A 19,450-nucleotide genomic window follows, 5' to 3' on the forward strand; every position below is an offset into this window, starting at 1 on the left:
AAAAAATATTATTTCATTTCTCTGTTTTTCTCTCCCATCATTTTTTCCGTTTTGTCTGATAGGTGTTCTAATCACATTCTGTTAAATTGTTTCGATAATTGAAATAATATCAGCAGTATTTATCTGTGTGTGTTTTTAAACATTTCTAAGTATGTAGAGGGTTTTAATCTCCTGTTAAAACCTTAAAAAACAGAATCAATTTTAACTAATTAAAGGGCGGGCGGTAATGAAACAACAATCAAGTTGGGCTTCATTGGCGGGTCTCAAAACCAAAAAGCGTTATTTAGCACTTGCGTTGGCATCGGTAGTGGCATTGGCTGGTTGTGATAATACAGATGAAACAACCAAAAATGAGCCAAATGTTTCAACCACAGCGCCAGAAAATCAAACCAAAACAGCGCCAGTTGCAGAACAGAAAAAAGCAGCACCGAAACTTTCCACTGAAGAAATGATAAAAAAATATGCAGGGAAAGATTTAACTATTTTGGATGCGTCTGAATTACAGCTTGATGGTGCGAGTGCCATGGTGGTGACATTCTCGGTTCCACTACAAGCAAACCAAGACTTTGGCCAGTACATTAACCTCATTGATGTTAAAGCGGGTAAGTTAGATGGCGCTTGGGAACTGTCTGATAACCAAATGGAACTCCGTTTTCGCCATCTTCCGCCATCTAAAGAGTTAAACTTAACCATTAACCCGGGTATTAAAGCGGTTAATGAGCGTACGACGACCGAAAATTTTGAGAAAAAATTGACCACTGCACAAATCATCCCAACCGTTGGTTTTGCAAGTAAAGGCTCTTTATTACCTAGCAAGGTTGCCCAAGGCTTACCTGTGATTGCCTTGAACGTTGATAAGGTCGACGTCAATTTCTTCCGTGTGGATGAAAAGCAATTACCACAATTTTTAGCACAGTGGCAGTATCGTAGTAATTATGAGTATTGGTATTCCGAAGAGTTTCTCGACAAAGTGGAGCTGGCTTATACCGGCCGCTTTGACTTAAATCCAGATAAAAATACCCGCCAAACCATTTTACTGCCGTTGAAAGATGTCAAAGAGTTACAGCAAGATGGCGTGTATTTGGCCATCATGCAAAAAGCAGGCAGCTATAGTTATCAATTCCCTGCAACTGTCTTCACATTGAGTGATATTGGTGTATCACTACACAGTTACCAAGACCGTGTCGATATTTTCACTCAATCCTTAGCGAAAGGCTCTGCAATTAAAGGCGTTGAGCTGCGTATTTTGGATGAAAAAGGCCAGTTAGTAACAAAAGGTACGACAGATGGCGATGGCCATGCTCAGCTAGATAAATTAGCGGGTGGAAAATTATTGCTGGCAACCCATGAAGGGCAAACCAGTATGATTGACCTCACTCAGCCAGCGCTTGATTTATCTGAATTCGATATTTCAGGGCCAGAAGGCTACGCAAAACAATTTTTCACCTTCGGTCCTCGAGATTTATATCGCCCAGGTGAATTATTGCTGGTAAACGGCCTATTGCGTGATGGCGATGGTAACCCAGTCAAAACTCAGCCAGTTAAAGTTGATGTATTAAAAACTGATGGGCAAGTGGTTCGTAGTTTTGTTTGGCAACCAGAAGAAAACCAAAATGGCTTATATCAATATCAATTTGAAATTCCTAAAAATGCAGAAACAGGCGGTTGGTCGCTTCGCTTTGATTTAGGTGATGGTTCACCACTGCGTTACTACAAATTTAATGTTGAAGATTTTATGCCAGAACGTATGGCTCTGGAAATTGAGGGCAGCGATGTCCCTCGTTTAACAAGTCAATCTGTCGATTTTGATATTCAAGGTCGTTATTTATACGGTGCGCCAGCGGCTGATAACCAGCTACAAGGGCAAATTGTCTTAAAAGCAGCTCGGGAAGCGGTCGCAAAATTACCTGGTTTTGAATTTGGTGCTGTCAATGAAGAAGGTTTACCACGTAAGTTGGACGAGTTTGACTTGACGCTGGACAGCAATGGTGAAACCGTGATTTCAATTCCAAATAGCAATTGGAGTTCAACACGTTCACCTATTTCGGCTGTTTTACAAGCAAGTTTGCTTGAGGCTGGCGGACGTCCTGTGACGCGCCGTGCCGAGCAAGCCATTTGGCCTGCGGAAAAACTGGTCGGTATTCGCCCATTATTTGCGAAAAAAGAAATTTATGATTACCGCACTGACCGTTATGTAAAACGTCACAATGTGGATGAAAATTCACTCGCAGAATTTGAATTAGTCATGGCTGATGCCGCAGGTAATAAACTGGCAGCAGAAAACTTAACTGTGCGTTTAGTGTATGAGCGTCGTGATTATTACTGGAGTTGGTCTGAAAGTGGTGGTTGGTCTTCAAATTATGACCAAAAAGACCTCGTTATGGCGAATGAAAATATTGCTATTGCTAAAGACGGAACGGCGAAAGTGTCTTTCCCTGTGGATTGGGGGGCATTCCGCCTAGAAGTTGTTAACCCAGAAAATCAGCTAGTGTCGAGCGTCCAGTTTTGGGCAGGGTATTCATGGCAAGATAACACAGGGGGAAGTGGCTCTGTTCGTCCTGACCAAGTGAAACTCAGCCTGAATAAGCCTGCGTACTTACCGGGTGAAAAAGCTAAAGTTCGCATTGAATCTCCTAAAGCCGGTAAAGGGTATATATTGCTCGAATCGAGCAACGGTCCATTGTGGTGGGAAGAAATTGATGTGCCAGAAAAAGGCTTAGACGTTGAAATCCCAGTCAATAAAGAGTGGGCTCGTCATGACTTGTACGTCTCAGCAGTTGTGGTGCGCCCAGGAGACGATTCTAAAGAAGCAACGGTAAAACGTGCGGTGGGTGTGTTGCATTTACCAATCGCAGATGAAAACCGTAAGATTGCTTTAGCACTCTCCGCGCCAGATAAAATGCGTCCAAACCAAGACTTAACGGTAAAAATTAAAGCGACAGCACAAGATGGCAAACCGTTACCTGAAAAAGTGAATGTGTTGTTATCTGCGGTTGACACTGGCGTATTGAATATCACAGATTTCAAAACCCCAGACCCGTATGATGCCTTTTTTGGCCGTAAGCGTTATAGCGTTGACCAATATGACGTTTATGGTCATTTAATTGAAGGACAAGGTAAGGTTGCTAACTTGCGCTTTGGTGGTGACAGCGAGGATGCCGCATTAGAGCGTGGTGGTATGAAGCCACTCACTGAAGTGCAAATTATTGCGGAGCAAGCCAAGCCTGTCACATTAAATAAAGACGGCGAAGGTGAAATTAGCCTCGCTATCCCTGATTTTAACGGGGAATTACGTGTGATGGCCCAAGCATGGAATGAAAAAGAGTTCGGCCATGCGGATAGCAAAGTGATTGTCGCGGCACCATTAGTGACACAAATGTCGATGCCACGTTTTATGGCTGGTGGTGATAAGTCTTACTTTGCGCTTGATTTGACTAATATGACGGATAATACACAAAATGTGACCGTCAATTTCAAGGCATCAGGAATGGTGAAACTTGATGGTGTCAGCAGCCGTGAGTTGGAGTTACCAAAAGGCAAACGTACCACGATTAATTTACCTGTCAGAGCAGACTACGGCTTCGGTGAAGGTGAAGTGTCAATGACCATTAATGGTGTGAAAATTCAAGGCGAAGCCAATAAAGATTACAGTAATAGTTGGAAAGTCGGGGTTCGTCCGGCACAACCAGCAGAAACTGTTTCTTTTGCAACTGCTATTGAGCCAGGCACCTCATGGGCGTTGCCGACTAACCAAATTGCCGGGTTACAACCCGATACCCTAGAAGGGCAAGTGCTATTAACTAGCCGTCCACCGTTAGATATTTCTCGTTATATTAGAGAGCTATTTGCTTACCCATATGGTTGCTTGGAGCAAACTATCAGCGGGTTATATCCATCATTATTCTCAACTCAAGCTGAGCTGAATAAGATAGGGATTAAAACGCAAACAGATGCGGATCGTCATAAAGCGATTGAAATTGGTATTCCGCATTTGTTAAGTATGCAACGTAATGATGGCGGTTTCTCGCTATGGGATAGAAACGGCCGCGAAGAGTATTGGTTAACTGCATATGCGGCGGATTTCTTGAATAAAGCGAATCAGCGTGGGTTTACGGTTCCGCAAGACGCTATCAGTAACGCAAACACGCGCTTATTGAGCTATTTACAAGATGGTAGCCAAATCAATTATCCTTATACGGAAAATCAGGCAGGTGCGCGTTTCGCAACTCAAGCTTATGCAGGCTTAGTGTTGGCGTCACAGCAAAAAGCACCTTTAGGCGCATTACGTCAACTTTATAACCAAAGAGATCATGCCGCTAGTGGTTTACCGCTCGTTCAGCTTGGTGTTGCATTGAACTTGATGGGGGATAAATCACGTGGTGAGAGCGCGGTGATTGACGGACTGAAAAAACAACGTAACCGCTACAGCTATGTAGGGGATTACGGTTCGGTGATCCGTGATGACGCGATGATTGTTGCGCTATTAAATGAATATAATTTAATGCCAAAATCCCGTGACCAAAAACTACAAACTTTGTCTAATAACTTGACTTCTCAACGTTATTTCTCGACACAAGAGAGCAATGCGTTGTACTTAGCGGGCCGTTTCTACTTAAATGAAAGTGAAGCTCCATGGAAAGCAACGATTAATGGCCAAGAACCTCCGATGGTTTCAGATAAACCCGTGAGTGAGTTCTTGAGTAAAGCACAATTAGAAACAGGTTATAGCATCGAAAACACGGGAACCAATACGCTATACACACGACTAAACGTGGTGGGTTATCCACAACATTCGCCGAAACCAAGTTCGAATGTGCTGGGTATCACTCGTAGTTACTATGATATGAAAGGTAACCGCATTTCGTTAGATAGGCTAAGAAGCGGTGAAATGGTGGTGGTTAAATTGGAAGTTCAAGCATCCCAAAGCGTACCAGATGCGCTAGTGGTTGACTTACTACCAGCGGGCTTAGAACTGGAAAACCAAAATTTAGCGAACAGTAGCGCTAATTTGAGTGAGTCTGCGCCGAACCTGCAAGAACTGATTGATGATATGCAGCAATCACAAATTCGCCATATGGAATACCGTGATGACCGTTTTGTGGCTGCCGTTGAAGTTCAGCAGTATCGCCCAACGACATTAGTCTACTTAGCACGTGCAGTGACACCGGGTGTATATAGCATTCCAGTACCACAAGTTGAATCAATGTATGTCCCTGATTGGCGCGCGACGGGCTATTCTGATGGCCAATTAGAAATCGTTCGTTAATCACCGCTAAACTGAGCCCTTATATATTGATATATAAAGTATAAGGGCTCTTTTAATTTATTTTCGGTACTCCCATCAATGAAAAAATGGTTACGCCGCACAGGCATTGCACTGGTTCTGTTGGTCATTATTTTGCCACTGGCTTTTCTAGCGGCTGATAAAATATGGCCGTTGCCGATTAAGCAAATTGAAATGGCTCGAACTGTGGTTGCTGCGGATGGCACACCATTGTGGCGCTTTGCAGACAAAGAAGGTATTTGGCGCTTTCCGGTTACACTCGATGAGGTTTCTCCTGATTTTATTGAAGCGTTATTAACGTATGAAGACCGCCATTTTTATCGCCATCCGGGGGTAAACCCGTTTTCGCTAGTTAGGGCCGCGGGGCAGTTTGTGAGTTCAGGGCGTATTGTGTCGGGCGGTAGTACCATTTCGATGCAAGTTGCACGGTTAATTGATCCCCATGAAAGAACATTGGGCGGTAAGCTGAAACAGCTTTGGCGTACGGCTCAACTTGAGTATCACTACTCAAAAGATGAAATTTTAGAAATGTATTTAAACCGCGCTCCGTATGGTGGAACCATTGAAGGTATTGGAGCCGCTAGCTGGGTATATTTGAATAAGTCACCAGCAAAATTGACGGCGAGTGAAGCGGCTCTCTTTGCTGTTCTACCTCAAGCTCCTAGCCGTTTAAGGCCAGACCGTTATCCACAAAGGGCACAAGCCGCTCGTGATAAGGTGTTAGACAGGTTAGAGGAATACCAAGTTTGGAGCCCTGAAAAAGTTGCCGATATTAAACAAGAACAAATTTGGCTAGCACCGCGGAAGAATCCGCATTCTGCTCCTTTGCTTGCAAGGCGTGTGACTAAAAATACGCAAGACCCCATCATTGAAACCACTATCGACGCCAGTTTGCAAAGGCAACTGGAAGACATGGCAATGAATTGGAAAAACCAACTACCAAAACAAACTTCACTGGGGATTTTGGTGGTTGATCATACGGATATGGCAGTAAAAGCTTATATTGGCTCAATTGATTTCCAAGATGATAGCCGTTTTGGTCATGTGGACATGATTAGCGCTTGGCGCTCTCCAGGCTCAACGTTAAAACCTTTTTTATATGCATTAGCGATGGATGATGGGCTCATCCATGCGGAGTCGTTATTACAAGATGTACCGAGGCGCTTTAATGATTACCGTCCGGGGAACTTTGACAGTGGTTTTAATGGGCCAGTGAGTGTTAGTGATGCACTCGTTCGTTCATTAAATTTACCCGTGGTTCAGTTATTAGATGTGTATGGTAGTAAACGATTTACGGCTCAACTGCGTAATGTTGGGACTGAGCTGCGCTTTCCGTTAGGGAGTGAACCAAACTTGTCGCTGATTTTAGGCGGCACAGCCACACGGATGGAAGATTTGGTTTCCGCTTACAGCGCATTTGCGAGAAAAGGTTATGTGTCGCCGCTACGTTTTAAACCAACCGATAAAATTCGCGATAGAGCGCTGATGTCACCGGGAGCCGCATGGATAGTGCGCCGTATTATGGGCGGGGAAGCACGCCCTGTTCCTGAGGCTAATTTATCAGGGCAACTTAATTTAGCATGGAAAACGGGAACCAGTTATGGTTATCGAGATGCGTGGGCGATTGGTGTTAATCCGCGTTATACCATCGGCGTTTGGGTCGGACGACCGGATGCAACGCCTGTTGCAGGGCAGCTAGGCTTTGCCACTGCTATCCCGATTATGAATCAAATCAATGGAATGTTACTGAGCAAAATTTACCTATCTCATGAACCGTTACCGAAAGATGTGAAGCCTGCCAGTGTTAGCCAAGCAGTGATTTGCTGGCCGGGAGGAACGGCATTACTGAAAGATGATAATAATTGCCGCCAAAGGCGCCTAAGTTGGATCTTGGATAATACGATCCCACCCACTTTAATGGCGCGAGACCAAGAGTCACTCTTAGGGTTAAGACAAAAAATCTGGGTAAATGACAAAGGGCTACAAGTGGCGGCAGATTGCCCGAATGCACAGGAAAAAGAGGTACATTTATGGCCGATTACGGTGGAGTCATGGTTACCGAGTAGTGAAAAACGGGAAAATCGGTTACCTAAAGCAGATTTAGCTTGCCCTCCATTGAAGTTAGAAACGCCGCCATTATTGATTTCCGGTATACGTGATGGTGAAGTATTACAGCGCTTGCCAGGAAAAACCAGTTTAGATTTGCGTTTAGTCACACAGGGTGGGCAGGGGCAGAAATGGTGGTTCTTAAATGGAGAACAAGTGAACACAACAGAGCAAAATGGTTCTATTTTGCTGACACTCGATAAAAGTGGAAACTACCAAATTTCGGTATTGGATTTAAGCGGCCAAGTGACGGCAATGAGTTTTAGAGTGAAGTAATAGATGAAAAACGTGACTTACCCGAAAAAATAGTGTTTTTTGCTATAAAAAGTTTAACAAAATGTTGTTGTGACTGTAGGAAATTGTAATCAGAGCCCCTATAATCATCGCCTTATTTTTCTTTTTCCTAGACATGGTTGCTTTTGAAGTTTAAAAGCCTAACAATAGAATTAGAAATAATATAAAAAACTACAACATGCCTATTTTAAGTTCTTGCATCCTAAGTTACAGGGAAGAATAAAGAATAAAGGCCTAATGAATCGCTAAGAGGTTATTTATGACTGTTCAACGTACATTTTCTATTATTAAACCAAACGCCGTGAAGAAAAACGTTATTGGTGCAATCTACAACCGTTTTGAAAGCGCGGGTTTCACAATCATCGCCGCTAAAATGATGCATTTAACTCGTGAGCAAGCTGAAGGCTTCTACGCTGAACACAAAGGCCGTCCTTTCTTTGAAGGTCTGGTTGAATTCATGACTTCAGGCCCTATCATGCTGCAAGTGTTAGAAGGTGAAAATGCAATCCAACGTCATCGTGACCTGATGGGCGCAACTAACCCAGATAACGCGTTAGCAGGTACTTTACGTGCAGACTACGCAGACAGCTTCACTGAAAACGCAACTCACGGTTCAGACTCTGAAGAATCTGCTGCTCGTGAAATCGCGTATTTCTTCACTGCTGATGAAATCTGCCCACGCTAAGACTTCTTTAACTAATGCATTAGCATTATTGTTATAAAGTTTGTACAATGCGACGCCCTGCTATGATTAGCGGGGCGATTATATTTTTAAGACTGCAAAAATTACGTCGTGCTATACTCATTACTAGCACTGCCGAAAGTGTAACAACGAGGCAATACACCATGTCTGATATGACGACAGATGCACAATGTGCAACTTCTTCTGCTATTTCTGTCACGCCAGAAAAAACGAATCAAAAAACCAATTTACTTGATTTAAACCGCAAGCAAATGCGTGAGTTCTTTGCCCAAATGGGTGAAAAACCGTTCCGCGCGGATCAGGTCATGAAATGGATCTATCATTATTGCTATGATGATTTTGACCAAATGACCGATATTAATAAAGTTCTTAGAGCAAAACTAAAAGAAGTCGCGGAAATCCGTGCACCGGAAGTCGCTGACGAACAGCGTTCATCAGATGGTACCATTAAGTGGGCTATCAAAGTGGGTGACCAACTGGTTGAAACTGTATATATCCCAGAAGCAGATCGTGCAACATTGTGTGTGTCTTCACAGGTTGGTTGTGCGCTGGAGTGTAAATTCTGTTCCACGGCGCAACAAGGCTTCAACCGTAACTTACGTGTTTCGGAAATCATTGGTCAGGTTTGGCGAGCTGCAAAAATTATTGGTTCACTGAAATCCAGTGGACGCCGTCCAATTACCAACGTTGTAATGATGGGAATGGGCGAACCATTACTGAATTTGAATAATGTCGTCCCTGCGATGGAAATTATGTTAGATGACTTCGGTTTTGGTTTATCTAAGCGCCGTGTCACGATTTCCACTTCCGGTGTTGTACCTGCACTGGACAAATTAGGGGATATGATTGATGTCGCGTTAGCGATTTCATTGCATGCGCCAACAGATGATATCCGCGATGATATCGTTCCAATTAATAAAAAATACAATATTGAAACCTTCCTCAACAGTGTGAATCGTTATTTAACGAAATCGAATGCCAATGCAGGACGAGTAACCGTTGAGTATGTGATGTTAGATCACGTGAACGATAGTGTTGAACAAGCTCATCAATTAGCGGAATGTTTAAAAAATACACCTAGCAAAATCAACTTAATTCCATGGAACCCGTTCCCTGGAGCGCCATACGGTAGAAGTTCGAATAGTCGTATTGACCGCTTTTGTAAAGTATTGATGGGATATGGTTTTACTACGATAGTACGCAAAACACGCGGTGATGATATAGATGCAGCTTGTGGGCAACTTGCTGGCGATGTGATCGACAGAACAAAACGAACGTTGAAAAAACGCTTAGCAGGGGAACCTATCAAGGTAAAAACAGTCTGATTTATAAATATGTTTGAATCAGTGAATTAAGTTATGGTTTAGGGCGTTTTAGAGTTAGGCAAAACGCCTTTGTTCACCTACAATAGTAGAAGCAATAAGAAAAATTTAATTGTTGTTTCAACATGATGATAAATTATTGACGAGTAAAGCTGCTCAATGCTTGCTTTATATATTTTTAACTTGGAAATAGTGTTGCCAGCAAATGACTATCGAAAATAATACCGAACAGACTACGACGACAGTAGGACAATTATTGACGCAAGCACGTGAGCGCATGGGGCTAACCCAAGATGTTGTTGCAGAACGATTATGCCTTAAAATCAGTACGGTAAAAGAGATAGAACAAGATATTGCTCCCGCTGGTGTAGAACCGACGTTTTTACGTGGTTATATTCGCCTTTATGCACGCATGGTAGGTATACCAGAAAGCGAATTAAAAACGTATATGAAAACGGAAGAGCCCGTCACATTAGCCAAAGTTTCTCCTATGCAAAGCTATTCTTTAGGGAAAAAGCGTAAAAAGCGCGAAGGTTGGTTAATGAAACTGACTTGGTTGATTGTGATCGTCCTCATTGCAATGGTTGGTGTATGGTGGTGGCAAGATCATAACGCACAAAAAGATGAATTAGTTTCAATGGCAAATCAAAATGATTTGATTTTGTCTCAGCAAGATAACAGCACAACCCCCGTTGAATTGCCGGCTTCAACAGAGATAGTCTCAACGGATACAGCGCCTGTTACACAGGAAAATACACTTGAATTACAAGGCCAAGAGCCCGTATTAACGGCTGACTCTGTTACAGAGCCAGTTAGAACAATTCCATTACCGAATGCACCACAATCTTCAGTTGCATTAGACAGAACACAAAATACAGAAACGACTGAACCTGTTGCAGTGAGTAGCCAAGCTCTGGTCTTGAATTTTACTGGGCAGTGTTGGTTAGAAATTCGTGATGCGAATAATAAAATTTTATTCAGTGGTACCAAAAATAATGGGGATAAGCTGGAACTTGATGGTCCGCAACCTTATCGTCTGAACATTGGTGCGCCGGCGAATGTGACGGTACAGTTCCAAGGTAACGCTGTTGATTTAAGCCGTTTTATTAAAGCGAAACGCCCAGCAAAATTGAAGTTACCTGAAGCCTAAAAACAAATAGGCAAAAAGAAGCAAACTATATCCGAAAACATCTTTTTTGATAGGCTATGGTTTGCTTTCTTGTGTATAGTTGAGCGTATAAAAATAATCGTTAAAACTATACCACGGTAACAAAGAGTACTATAGGCACAAAAAGTACCACGGTAACAAAGAGCACATGGACGTTCGGAGAATTAAACCAAAATGCATAATGAATCACCGATAAAAAGACGTAAATCCACCCGTATTAATGTAGGTAGCGTACCCGTAGGCGATGGTGCTCCTATCGCTGTCCAGTCAATGACCAATACCCGTACAACTGATGTCGAAGCCACAGTTCGCCAAATAAAATCCCTTGAGCGCGTGGGTGTTGATATCGTGCGTGTTTCTGTTCCTACCATGGATGCTGCTGAAGCATTTAAATTGATTAAACAGCAAGTTAGCGTTCCACTGGTGGCTGATATCCATTTTGACTATCGTATTGCATTAAAAGTTGCTGAGTACGGTGTTGATTGCTTGCGTATTAACCCAGGTAATATTGGTAGTGAAGAAAGAATTCGCCAAGTTGTTGATTGCGCACGCCATTACAATATTCCTATTCGTATTGGGGTCAATGGCGGTTCCCTTGAAAAAGACATTCAAGAGAAGTACGGAGAACCAACACCTGAAGCCTTAGTTGAGTCGGCAATGCGCCATGTGGACATCTTAGATAGGCTGAATTTCGACCAATTCAAAGTCAGTGTAAAAGCTTCTGATGTATTTTTAGCTGTCGGTTCTTACCGTTTATTAGCAAATAAAATTGATCAACCTCTGCATTTAGGTATTACCGAGGCGGGTGGCGCACGTGCAGGATCCGTAAAATCAGCGATTGGCTTAGGAATGTTACTGTCTGAAGGTATCGGTGATACTCTGCGTATTTCTTTGGCTGCAGACCCTGTTGAAGAAGTTAAAGTCGGTTTTGATATTTTAAAATCACTGCGTATTCGTTCGCGTGGCATTAATTTTATTGCTTGTCCAACCTGCTCACGGCAAGAATTTGATGTGATAGGCACGGTGAATGAGTTAGAACAGCGCTTAGAAGATATCATTACGCCAATGGATGTGTCGATTATTGGTTGTGTGGTCAATGGCCCCGGTGAAGCGGAAGTTTCTACGCTAGGTGTTGCAGGCGCAAAAACCAAGAGTGGTTTCTATGAAGACGGTAAACGTCAAAAAGAGCGCTTTGATAATGACAACATCATCGACCAATTAGAGGCTAAAATTCGAGCAAAAGCAGCGATGATGGATGAAAGCAAGCGGATTGAAGTCAACTTAAAAGATTAATTTTGTGTATTCTAATGCCAAGCGACTCATAGAGTCGTTTGGCGTATTTAGAACAAACGCTATATCAATTATCCGCATTTTTTTCTAAAATCGGTCGCTCACCGTACAAATTAACAGATAAATCCCGATTAGTATCAGTAATTGGTGTTTGTTGATTGAACCAGATGATATTTCGCTCTTATAATCAAACTAATGTAATTCTGAAAATAGAGAAATAAAGTGGGAAAAAATATCCAAGCCATTCGCGGCATGAATGATTACTTGCCAGCTGACACGCGTGTATGGCAGAAAATCGAGGCAACATTAAAAAATATTTTACAGGGTTATGGTTTTAGTGAAATTCGTACCCCGATTGTAGAGCAGACCCCGCTATTTCGCAGAGCGATAGGTGAAGTGACGGATGTCGTTGAAAAAGAAATGTACACTTTCAATGACCGTAACGATGAAAGTCTGACATTACGCCCTGAAAATACCGCAGGTTGTGTACGTGCAGGTATTGAGCATGGTTTGCTGTACAATCAGGAACAGCGTTTGTGGTATTTAGGCCCAATGTTCCGTTATGAGCGCCCACAAAAAGGTCGTTATCGTCAATTTCACCAGTTAGGGGCTGAAGTTTTTGGTCTTGCAGGCCCTGATATCGATGCTGAAGTTATTTTAATGACAGCGCGCTGGTGGAAAGCGTTAGGAATTAGTGAGCATGTAACATTAGAGCTGAACTCGATTGGTTCATTAGAAGCGCGAGCTAATTACCGTGAGGCTTTAGTTGCTTTCTTAGAACAGCATAAAGATAAGCTGGATGAAGACTGCAAACGCCGGATGTACACAAATCCTTTACGTGTTTTGGACTCAAAAAATCAAGAAATTCAGGCTTTATTGAATGATGCACCTGAACTGTTTGATTACCTTGATGTCGAATCACGTGAGCACTTTGATGGCTTATGCAAGTTGTTAGAAGCTGCTGGGGTTCAATACCGCGTAAATCAACGTTTAGTTCGTGGTCTTGACTACTATAACCGCACTGTTTTTGAGTGGGTAACCACGGCGCTGGGTTCACAAGGCACTGTTTGTGCGGGTGGCCGTTATGATGGCCTAGTTGAACAATTAGGCGGTCGTGCAACACCTGCGGTTGGTTTTGCCATGGGTATGGAACGCATGGTGTTATTAGTCCAAGAAGTGAACCCTGAATTTACAGCGGATGCTTCAGTCGCTGACGTTTATCTCGCTTCTTTTGGCGAAAATAGCCAACAAGCAGCGATATTAGTGGCTGAAAAAGTCCGTGATGCACTACCAACACTACGGTTAATGACTAACCACGGTGGTGGTAACTTCAAGAAACAGTTAGCAAGAGCGGACAAACAAGGCGCTAAAATTGCACTGATCTTGGGGGAAGATGAAATTAAAAATAACCAAGTCACAGTGAAAGACTTACGTACTGGCGTACAAGAAACTATTTCGCAGCAACTTATGGCGTCACGCATCGCCGAATTATTAGGTTAAGGAGAGACAAGTGGAAGTCTATACAAACGAAAATGATCAAGTCGATGCGATTAAGCGCTTTTTTGCGAATAATGGCGTGGCATTAGTTATTGGTCTCGTCATTGGCGTTGGCGGTGTATTTGGTTGGAACTACTGGCAGTCCCATAAAACCAATGTACTGCAAGAAAGTGCACAAAAATTTGAAACAGTAAACGCCCAATTACGTTCGGGTTCAGATCAGGCTATTGCTGCGGCGCAAAAATTTGCGGCTGAAACTGACGATGTATACAGTGCGATGATGGGTTTAGAGCTTGCGCAAATTGCAGTGGATAAAGGTGATTTAGCTAACGCACAAACTGCATTGACCAATGCATTAGCCAAAGCAAAAACTGTGGATATGCAAGATTTAATTAACTTGCGTTTAGCACGAGTACAATTGGCTCAAGGTAATGCTGATGGTGCGATAGCGTCAGTGGCAAATATTAAAAGTAAGTCATGGCAAGCAACGGCACAGGATGTCCGTGGCGATGCCTTACTCCACAAGGGTGATAAAGCAGGCGCAAAAGCCGCTTACACTCAGGGGTTAGAAAGTGAAGGCTCTCAATCTATTAGAGGTATTTTGACTCTGAAGTTGAACAACGTATCTAATTCATAAGAAGAAAGGAAACGACAAACATGCAGTTGCGCAAAACACTTTTAGTTGGCCTAGTCGCTTCAGCTTTACTTGCCGGTTGTTCCAGCGAAACTGATTCTATTATTATGGCGCCACTTCCACAGGTTGAAAATCAATTCACCCCATCAATTGTTTGGGATAAATCTGTTGGAAATGGTGTTGAACAATTTTATTCTGAATTATCACCGGTTTGGGATGGCTCAGCCGTTTATGCAGCAGACCGCAAAGGTTTAGTTAAAGCCTTTGAACTCGACAGTGGTAAAGAATTATGGTCGGTAGATTTATCTAAACGAACGGGTTTTCTTTCTGCTAATTTATCTGCATTATTATCCGGTGGTTTAACCGTTGATGGCGACAAAATCTTTGTGGGTACTGAGCGTGGAACAGTTATCGCTCTTAACAAAGAAGATGGTCAAGTCGCTTGGGATGTCGAAGTTGCAGGTGAAGCCCTTTCTAAACCTGTAGTGAGTAATGACCTTGTTGTTATTCATACCAGTAATGGTCAACTGCAAGCTTTAGACGTCAATAGCGGGGAAATCAAGTGGACCGTTAACATGGATACCCCATCGTTGTCATTACGTGGTGAATCTGCTCCAGCAGTTGCCTTTGGTGCTGCGATTGTGGGGGGGGATAACGGTCGTGTCAGTGCAGTGCTATTGTCTCAAGGCCAATTAATTTGGCAGCAACGCATTTCGCAAGTGACAAGTTCGACAGAAATCGGCCGCTTAAACGATGTCGATATGACACCAATTATTGATGACGGTAAAGTGTATGCGATTGCTTATAATGGCACATTGGCAGCACTGGATATGCGTTCAGGTCAAATCCTATGGAAACGTGAACTGGGCTCAATCAATGACATGGTAATGTCAGGTGAAAACCTGTACCTCGTTGACCAAAGTGACCGCGTATTGTCTGTTCGTAAAAGCGATGGTGTGACACTGTGGACACAGGAAGACTTACTAAACCGCGGGTTATCTGCACCAGAAATGTATAATGGCTATCTTGTTGTCGGTGACAAAGAAGGTTATCTGCATTGGTTAGACATGAGTACGGGTGGGTTTGTTGCACAAAACAAACTAAACAGCTCTGGTATTCACAGTCGCCCAGTGGTTGCAAGTGATAAACTAATGGTTCAGACAAAAAACGGAACAGTTTACCTGTTAACACGTTAATTTTCTGACAAACCGCCAATTTATCGATAAAATCAACGGTTCCTGAACACAGGAGCCGTTTCGTTTTTTGTTTTCTGAGTTAAAGCCTCAGAATTCCTTTAGTTAATAAAAGTTGTGAGGCATCTAAGAATGATACCCGTCGTAGCGCTGGTAGGGCGTCCAAACGTAGGAAAATCCACGTTATTTAACCGTTTAACCCGTACCCGTGACGCATTAGTAGCGGACTTTCCCGGTCTGACTCGTGATCGCAAATATGGTCGTGCAGAAGTTGAAGGTCACGAATTCATTATTATCGACACGGGTGGTATCGATGGGACTGAGGAAGGCGTAGAAACGCACATGGCCGCACAGTCCTTGCAAGCAATTGAAGAGGCAGACATTGTTCTGTTTATGGTCGATGCAAGAGCAGGGCTAATGCCTGCGGATGAAGGCATTGCCAAACATCTTCGTAGCCGCAAGAAAAAAACTTATTTAGTGGCAAACAAAACAGATGGTATTGATGTCACAACAGCAATCGGGGATTTTTACTCTCTTGGTTTAGGGGAAATTCATCCGATCGCTGCATCACATGGCCGCGGTGTCACTCAGTTAATAGAACAATCGTTAAAACCTTTTGTTGCTGAAGATGAAGAAGAAGTCGAACTGACCGAAGAAGAAGAAAATGCGGCATATTGGGCAGAGTTAGAAGCTCAAGGTGAGCTTGATGAAGACGAAGAAGATGACTTCGATCCAACAACATTACCGATTAAATTAGCCATCGTTGGCCGTCCGAATGTCGGTAAATCGACATTAACCAACCGTATATTGGGTGAAGAAAGGGTTGTTGTGTTTGATATGCCAGGCACAACCCGTGACAGCATTTACATTCCAATGGAACGCGATGAGCGTGAATATATTCTAATTGACACGGCTGGTGTGCGTAAACGTGGTAAAGTTACTGAAACAGTCGAAAAATTCTCTGTAATTAAAACATTACAAGCGATTGAAGATGCGAACGTCGTATTATTAGTTATCGATGCACGCGAAGGTATCTCAGACCAAGATTTATCTTTACTTGGTTTTATCCTCAATGCAGGTCGTTCATTAGTTATTGCGGTTAATAAATGGGATGGTATGAAGCCCGAGGACCGCGAGCATGTGAAGGATATGCTTGAACTGCGTCTTGGTTTTGTTGATTTCGCACGAATTCACTTTATTTCTGCATTGCATGGCAGTGGCGTGGGTAACCTATTTGAATCAGTGCAAGAAGCTTATGAATCTGCAACTCGTCGAGTGGGAACGGCATTATTAACGCGCATCATGAAGATGGCAGAAGATGAGCACCAACCGCCGCTTATTCGTGGTCGTCGTGTTAAAATGAAATATGCCCATGCTGGGGGGCATAACCCACCGATTGTTGTGATCCATGGTAACCAAGTCTCTGATTTACCAGACAGCTACAAACGTTATTTGATGAATTACTTCCGTCGTTCATTACAAGTGATGGGAACGCCAATTCGAATTCTGTTTAAAGAGGGTGAAAACCCATATGCAGATAAGAAAAATAAGCTAACGCCAACTCAGTTACGTAAGCGTAAGCGTTTAATGCAGCATTTGAAAAAACGTTAGTTAATAAGGCACTAATGTAGGTTTAGTTGACCGTATTAAATGCATAAAGCCGTAACAAAACCATTATGTTACGGCTTTTTAATATTATTTAGATTGATACTTTAAGAATAAATATCGCCCTTACGTTATCAAAATATATCATGACGGACAGGGGGAAGAATTAAAGATTGAGGGAAATTATGGACACTCGTTCTTCTACACGTTTAAACAAATATATTAGTGAAAGTGGTATTTGCTCAAGACGTGAAGCTGACCGTTATATTGAGCAGGGTAATGTATTTATTAATGGTAAGCGTGCAGGAATAGGCGACCAAGTTTTTTCTGGTGATGTGGTAAAAGTTAATGGGCAATTAATTGAGCCGCGTAATGAAGAAGATTTAGTGTTAATCGCTCTGAATAAGCCAGTCGGTATTGTCAGTACGACAGAGAGTGGTGAAAAAGATAATATTGTTGATTATGTTAATCACAGTACCCGAATTTTCCCAATTGGCCGTTTAGATAAAGACTCTCAAGGGTTGATTTTCCTCACAAACCATGGGGATTTGGTGAATAAAATTTTACGGGCAGGGAATTCCCATGAAAAAGAATATTTAGTTACTGTCAATAAACCCGTTACAGATGAATTTATCCGTGGAATGGGTGCTGGAGTACCGATTCTTGGCACAATGACTAAAAAATGTAAGGTTAAGAAAGAAGCTCCATTTGTTTTTAGAATTACTCTTGTGCAAGGGTTAAACCGTCAAATTCGTCGCATGTGTGAACACTTTGGTTTTGAAGTCACTAAACTTGAACGCGTTCGCATCATGAATGTTAGGCTGACGGGTATTCCTGTCGGGGAGTGGCGAGACTTAACAGATGACGAATTGATTGAGTTATTTGATATGATGGAAAAATCTGAGTCAGATATTAAACCGAAAAAAGCACAGAAATCGGTTTCTGCTAATAAAGGTAATACAAAGCAAGCATCGCCAAGTAAACCCAAAGTAAAAACAGAAAACCCGACACGTAAAAAGTTTACACAACCAGGTAGAAAAAAGAAAAAACGTTAACGTGCAGGTTTAATGAATAAGGCTGAATAAAAGAGTTGATTAATGCTCTTTAGTATCGGCCTTTGTATTTTACAGAAAAATTAATTTCAAATGGTTTAATGCTATCTAGCGATATATTTTATTACAGGTTTACTATCAACCCAACACCTAACCAACTCTGTTGTGTTTTTTGCGCAATATTATCATCAAACAGTTTCTTAGCCGCACGGATCGTAGCATCAGCAAATTCGATAAATGTCGCTTTCTTTGTCACTCTATTGTCAGACACTGCTTCCAGCCAAATTTTACCGGCGATATCCCACGTATAGCCACCAAGGCTCTTAGCTAATAAGTAAAAGGCTCTATTTGGAATGCCTGAATTAATATGTACGCCGCCATTATCAACAAAAATAGGTAAATCTTGATATTGAGACATATGGCCAACTTGTGGATCTCTGACCTCATCAGAAAGATAATAAGCGTCGCCTGGATTTATCATCGAACGTAGGGCAGGTGCATTTATTTGGTCAATAAATAAATTTTCTCCAAGTAGCCAATTAGAGGTATTGGCTGTTTCATTATTTAAATATTGTTTGACCATAATCCCAAGTACATCTGCGACAGACTCATTAAGAGCACCAGACTGGAAAGAATATCTAAAATTAGCTTTTGAACTAATAAAACCATGAGCAAGTTCGTGAGCAATTATATCAATGTCGTTATAGAATGGGCCAAAAACGATTCCATCCCCGTCACCAAAGAAAATAGCTTGAGAATTCCAAAATGCGTTAGCGTAGTTTGTTCCATAATGAATAACCGCATTAATATCAGCAGAACAGCCAAAAATTTGGTCAATATTTAATTTTTCCTTGAAAAAGGTACGAATAACACCAATTGAATTAAATACTTGCCCAGCGGGTTTTGATGGTGCTTGAGTGTCTTCTTCGCACATAATTACCGCATAGTCATCATGTGGCATATGACTATCTGGAGAAAGCCCTGAACGCTCACAAATTGGCAGGTCAGAATGCCAGTGATGTTTATGTGGAATAGGGCGCTGAGCATCACGAATAAAACGGTTATAGCGCTTTCCTGTCGTATCTATAGGGCAAGATGAAAGATTATTGCGATGAAATAATGCATCTTCATGTGAATAGGTTCGGCTCATAATATCATTGATATGAGTGAGCGTTGATTTTAAGTCAGTATGACCTGCTTTAGTCACTAAATTGGCTAATAAGCAAGGTGAGAGTAAAGAACGGCCTAAAATTTGATTCATATTATAACTCCATTCAGTTGGGTGAAATGGAATCATAATCT

At 42.2% G+C, this 19,450-nt stretch carries 12 protein-coding genes; 11 read left to right on the forward strand and 1 reads right to left on the reverse strand.

Going from position 1 to position 19,450, the window contains the following annotated elements:
- Positions 1-226: 226 nt before the first annotated feature.
- The 11 genes from FVA72_RS08130 to rluF all read left to right on the forward strand — a co-directional run bounded on the left by FVA72_RS08130 (position 227) and on the right by rluF (position 18,151).
- On the forward strand, positions 227-5,266 hold the full coding sequence (locus tag FVA72_RS08130; protein ID WP_110591957.1) for an alpha-2-macroglobulin family protein: 5,040 nt from the start codon (positions 227-229) through the stop codon (positions 5,264-5,266).
- A 78-nt stretch (positions 5,267-5,344) separates the two neighbouring features.
- Entirely contained in the window at positions 5,345-7,666 is a 2,322-nt protein-coding gene (gene pbpC, locus FVA72_RS08135) for a peptidoglycan glycosyltransferase PbpC (protein WP_110591956.1), read from the forward strand.
- A gap of 277 nt (positions 7,667-7,943) precedes the next feature.
- Positions 7,944-8,369 (forward strand): nucleoside-diphosphate kinase, encoded by a 426-nt coding sequence (gene ndk, locus FVA72_RS08140; RefSeq protein WP_004264899.1) that lies wholly within the window; start codon positions 7,944-7,946, stop codon positions 8,367-8,369.
- Positions 8,370-8,530: 161 nt separating this feature from the next.
- Positions 8,531-9,712, forward strand: a complete 1,182-nt coding sequence (locus tag FVA72_RS08145) for a bifunctional tRNA (adenosine(37)-C2)-methyltransferase TrmG/ribosomal RNA large subunit methyltransferase RlmN (protein ID WP_004912645.1) — start codon at positions 8,531-8,533, stop codon at positions 9,710-9,712.
- A 202-nt stretch (positions 9,713-9,914) separates the two neighbouring features.
- Positions 9,915-10,859 carry a cytoskeleton protein RodZ gene (gene rodZ / locus FVA72_RS08150; protein ID WP_110591955.1) on the forward strand — a complete coding sequence of 315 codons (945 nt, stop codon included), beginning with the start codon at positions 9,915-9,917 and terminating at the stop codon, positions 10,857-10,859.
- A 192-nt stretch (positions 10,860-11,051) separates the two neighbouring features.
- Complete coding sequence (ispG, locus tag FVA72_RS08155) at positions 11,052-12,170, forward strand: flavodoxin-dependent (E)-4-hydroxy-3-methylbut-2-enyl-diphosphate synthase (RefSeq protein ID WP_004264895.1); 1,119 nt, start codon at positions 11,052-11,054, stop codon at positions 12,168-12,170.
- 219 nt (positions 12,171-12,389) lie between these two features.
- Positions 12,390-13,667: a histidine--tRNA ligase gene (gene hisS / locus FVA72_RS08160; protein WP_004264894.1), complete on the forward strand. Its 1,278-nt coding sequence runs from the start codon at positions 12,390-12,392 to the stop codon at positions 13,665-13,667.
- A 10-nt stretch (positions 13,668-13,677) separates the two neighbouring features.
- On the forward strand, positions 13,678-14,301 hold the full coding sequence (locus FVA72_RS08165; RefSeq protein WP_004264893.1) for a YfgM family protein: 624 nt from the start codon (positions 13,678-13,680) through the stop codon (positions 14,299-14,301).
- A 20-nt stretch (positions 14,302-14,321) separates the two neighbouring features.
- On the forward strand, positions 14,322-15,494 hold the full coding sequence (gene bamB / locus FVA72_RS08170) for an outer membrane protein assembly factor BamB (RefSeq protein ID WP_094961718.1): 1,173 nt from the start codon (positions 14,322-14,324) through the stop codon (positions 15,492-15,494).
- 129 nt (positions 15,495-15,623) lie between these two features.
- Complete coding sequence (der, locus tag FVA72_RS08175; protein WP_094961719.1) at positions 15,624-17,102, forward strand: ribosome biogenesis GTPase Der; 1,479 nt, start codon at positions 15,624-15,626, stop codon at positions 17,100-17,102.
- A gap of 179 nt (positions 17,103-17,281) precedes the next feature.
- Positions 17,282-18,151, forward strand: coding sequence for a 23S rRNA pseudouridine(2604) synthase RluF (gene rluF / locus FVA72_RS08180; RefSeq protein ID WP_004264890.1), 870 nt, complete (start codon positions 17,282-17,284; stop codon positions 18,149-18,151).
- Between the two features lie 121 nt (positions 18,152-18,272).
- Here rluF and FVA72_RS08185 read toward each other — a convergent pair whose 3' ends face one another.
- Positions 18,273-19,409: a M4 family metallopeptidase gene (locus FVA72_RS08185; RefSeq protein ID WP_036958991.1), complete on the reverse strand. Its 1,137-nt coding sequence runs from the start codon at positions 19,407-19,409 to the stop codon at positions 18,273-18,275.
- Positions 19,410-19,450 lie beyond the last annotated feature (41 nt).

The sequence above is a fragment of the Providencia sp. PROV061 genome, assembly GCF_011045655.1.
Classification (GTDB): domain Bacteria; phylum Pseudomonadota; class Gammaproteobacteria; order Enterobacterales; family Enterobacteriaceae; genus Providencia; species Providencia hangzhouensis.

Excerpts from the sequence above, each read along its gene's own strand:
- FVA72_RS08145 (WP_004912645.1), top strand. The coding sequence starts at position 8,531 with ATGTCTGATATGACGACAGATGCACAATGTGCAACTTCTTCTGCTATT.
- FVA72_RS08130 (WP_110591957.1), top strand. The coding sequence starts at position 227 with ATGAAACAACAATCAAGTTGGGCTTCATTGGCGGGTCTCAAAACCAAA.
- ndk (WP_004264899.1), top strand. The coding sequence starts at position 7,944 with ATGACTGTTCAACGTACATTTTCTATTATTAAACCAAACGCCGTGAAG.
- ispG (WP_004264895.1), top strand. The coding sequence starts at position 11,052 with ATGCATAATGAATCACCGATAAAAAGACGTAAATCCACCCGTATTAAT.
- rluF (WP_004264890.1), top strand. The coding sequence starts at position 17,282 with ATGGACACTCGTTCTTCTACACGTTTAAACAAATATATTAGTGAAAGT.
- rodZ (WP_110591955.1), top strand. The coding sequence starts at position 9,915 with ATGACTATCGAAAATAATACCGAACAGACTACGACGACAGTAGGACAA.
- pbpC (WP_110591956.1), top strand. The coding sequence starts at position 5,345 with ATGAAAAAATGGTTACGCCGCACAGGCATTGCACTGGTTCTGTTGGTC.
- der (WP_094961719.1), top strand. The coding sequence starts at position 15,624 with ATGATACCCGTCGTAGCGCTGGTAGGGCGTCCAAACGTAGGAAAATCC.
- bamB (WP_094961718.1), top strand. The coding sequence starts at position 14,322 with ATGCAGTTGCGCAAAACACTTTTAGTTGGCCTAGTCGCTTCAGCTTTA.
- FVA72_RS08185 (WP_036958991.1), bottom strand. The coding sequence starts at position 19,409 with ATGAATCAAATTTTAGGCCGTTCTTTACTCTCACCTTGCTTATTAGCC.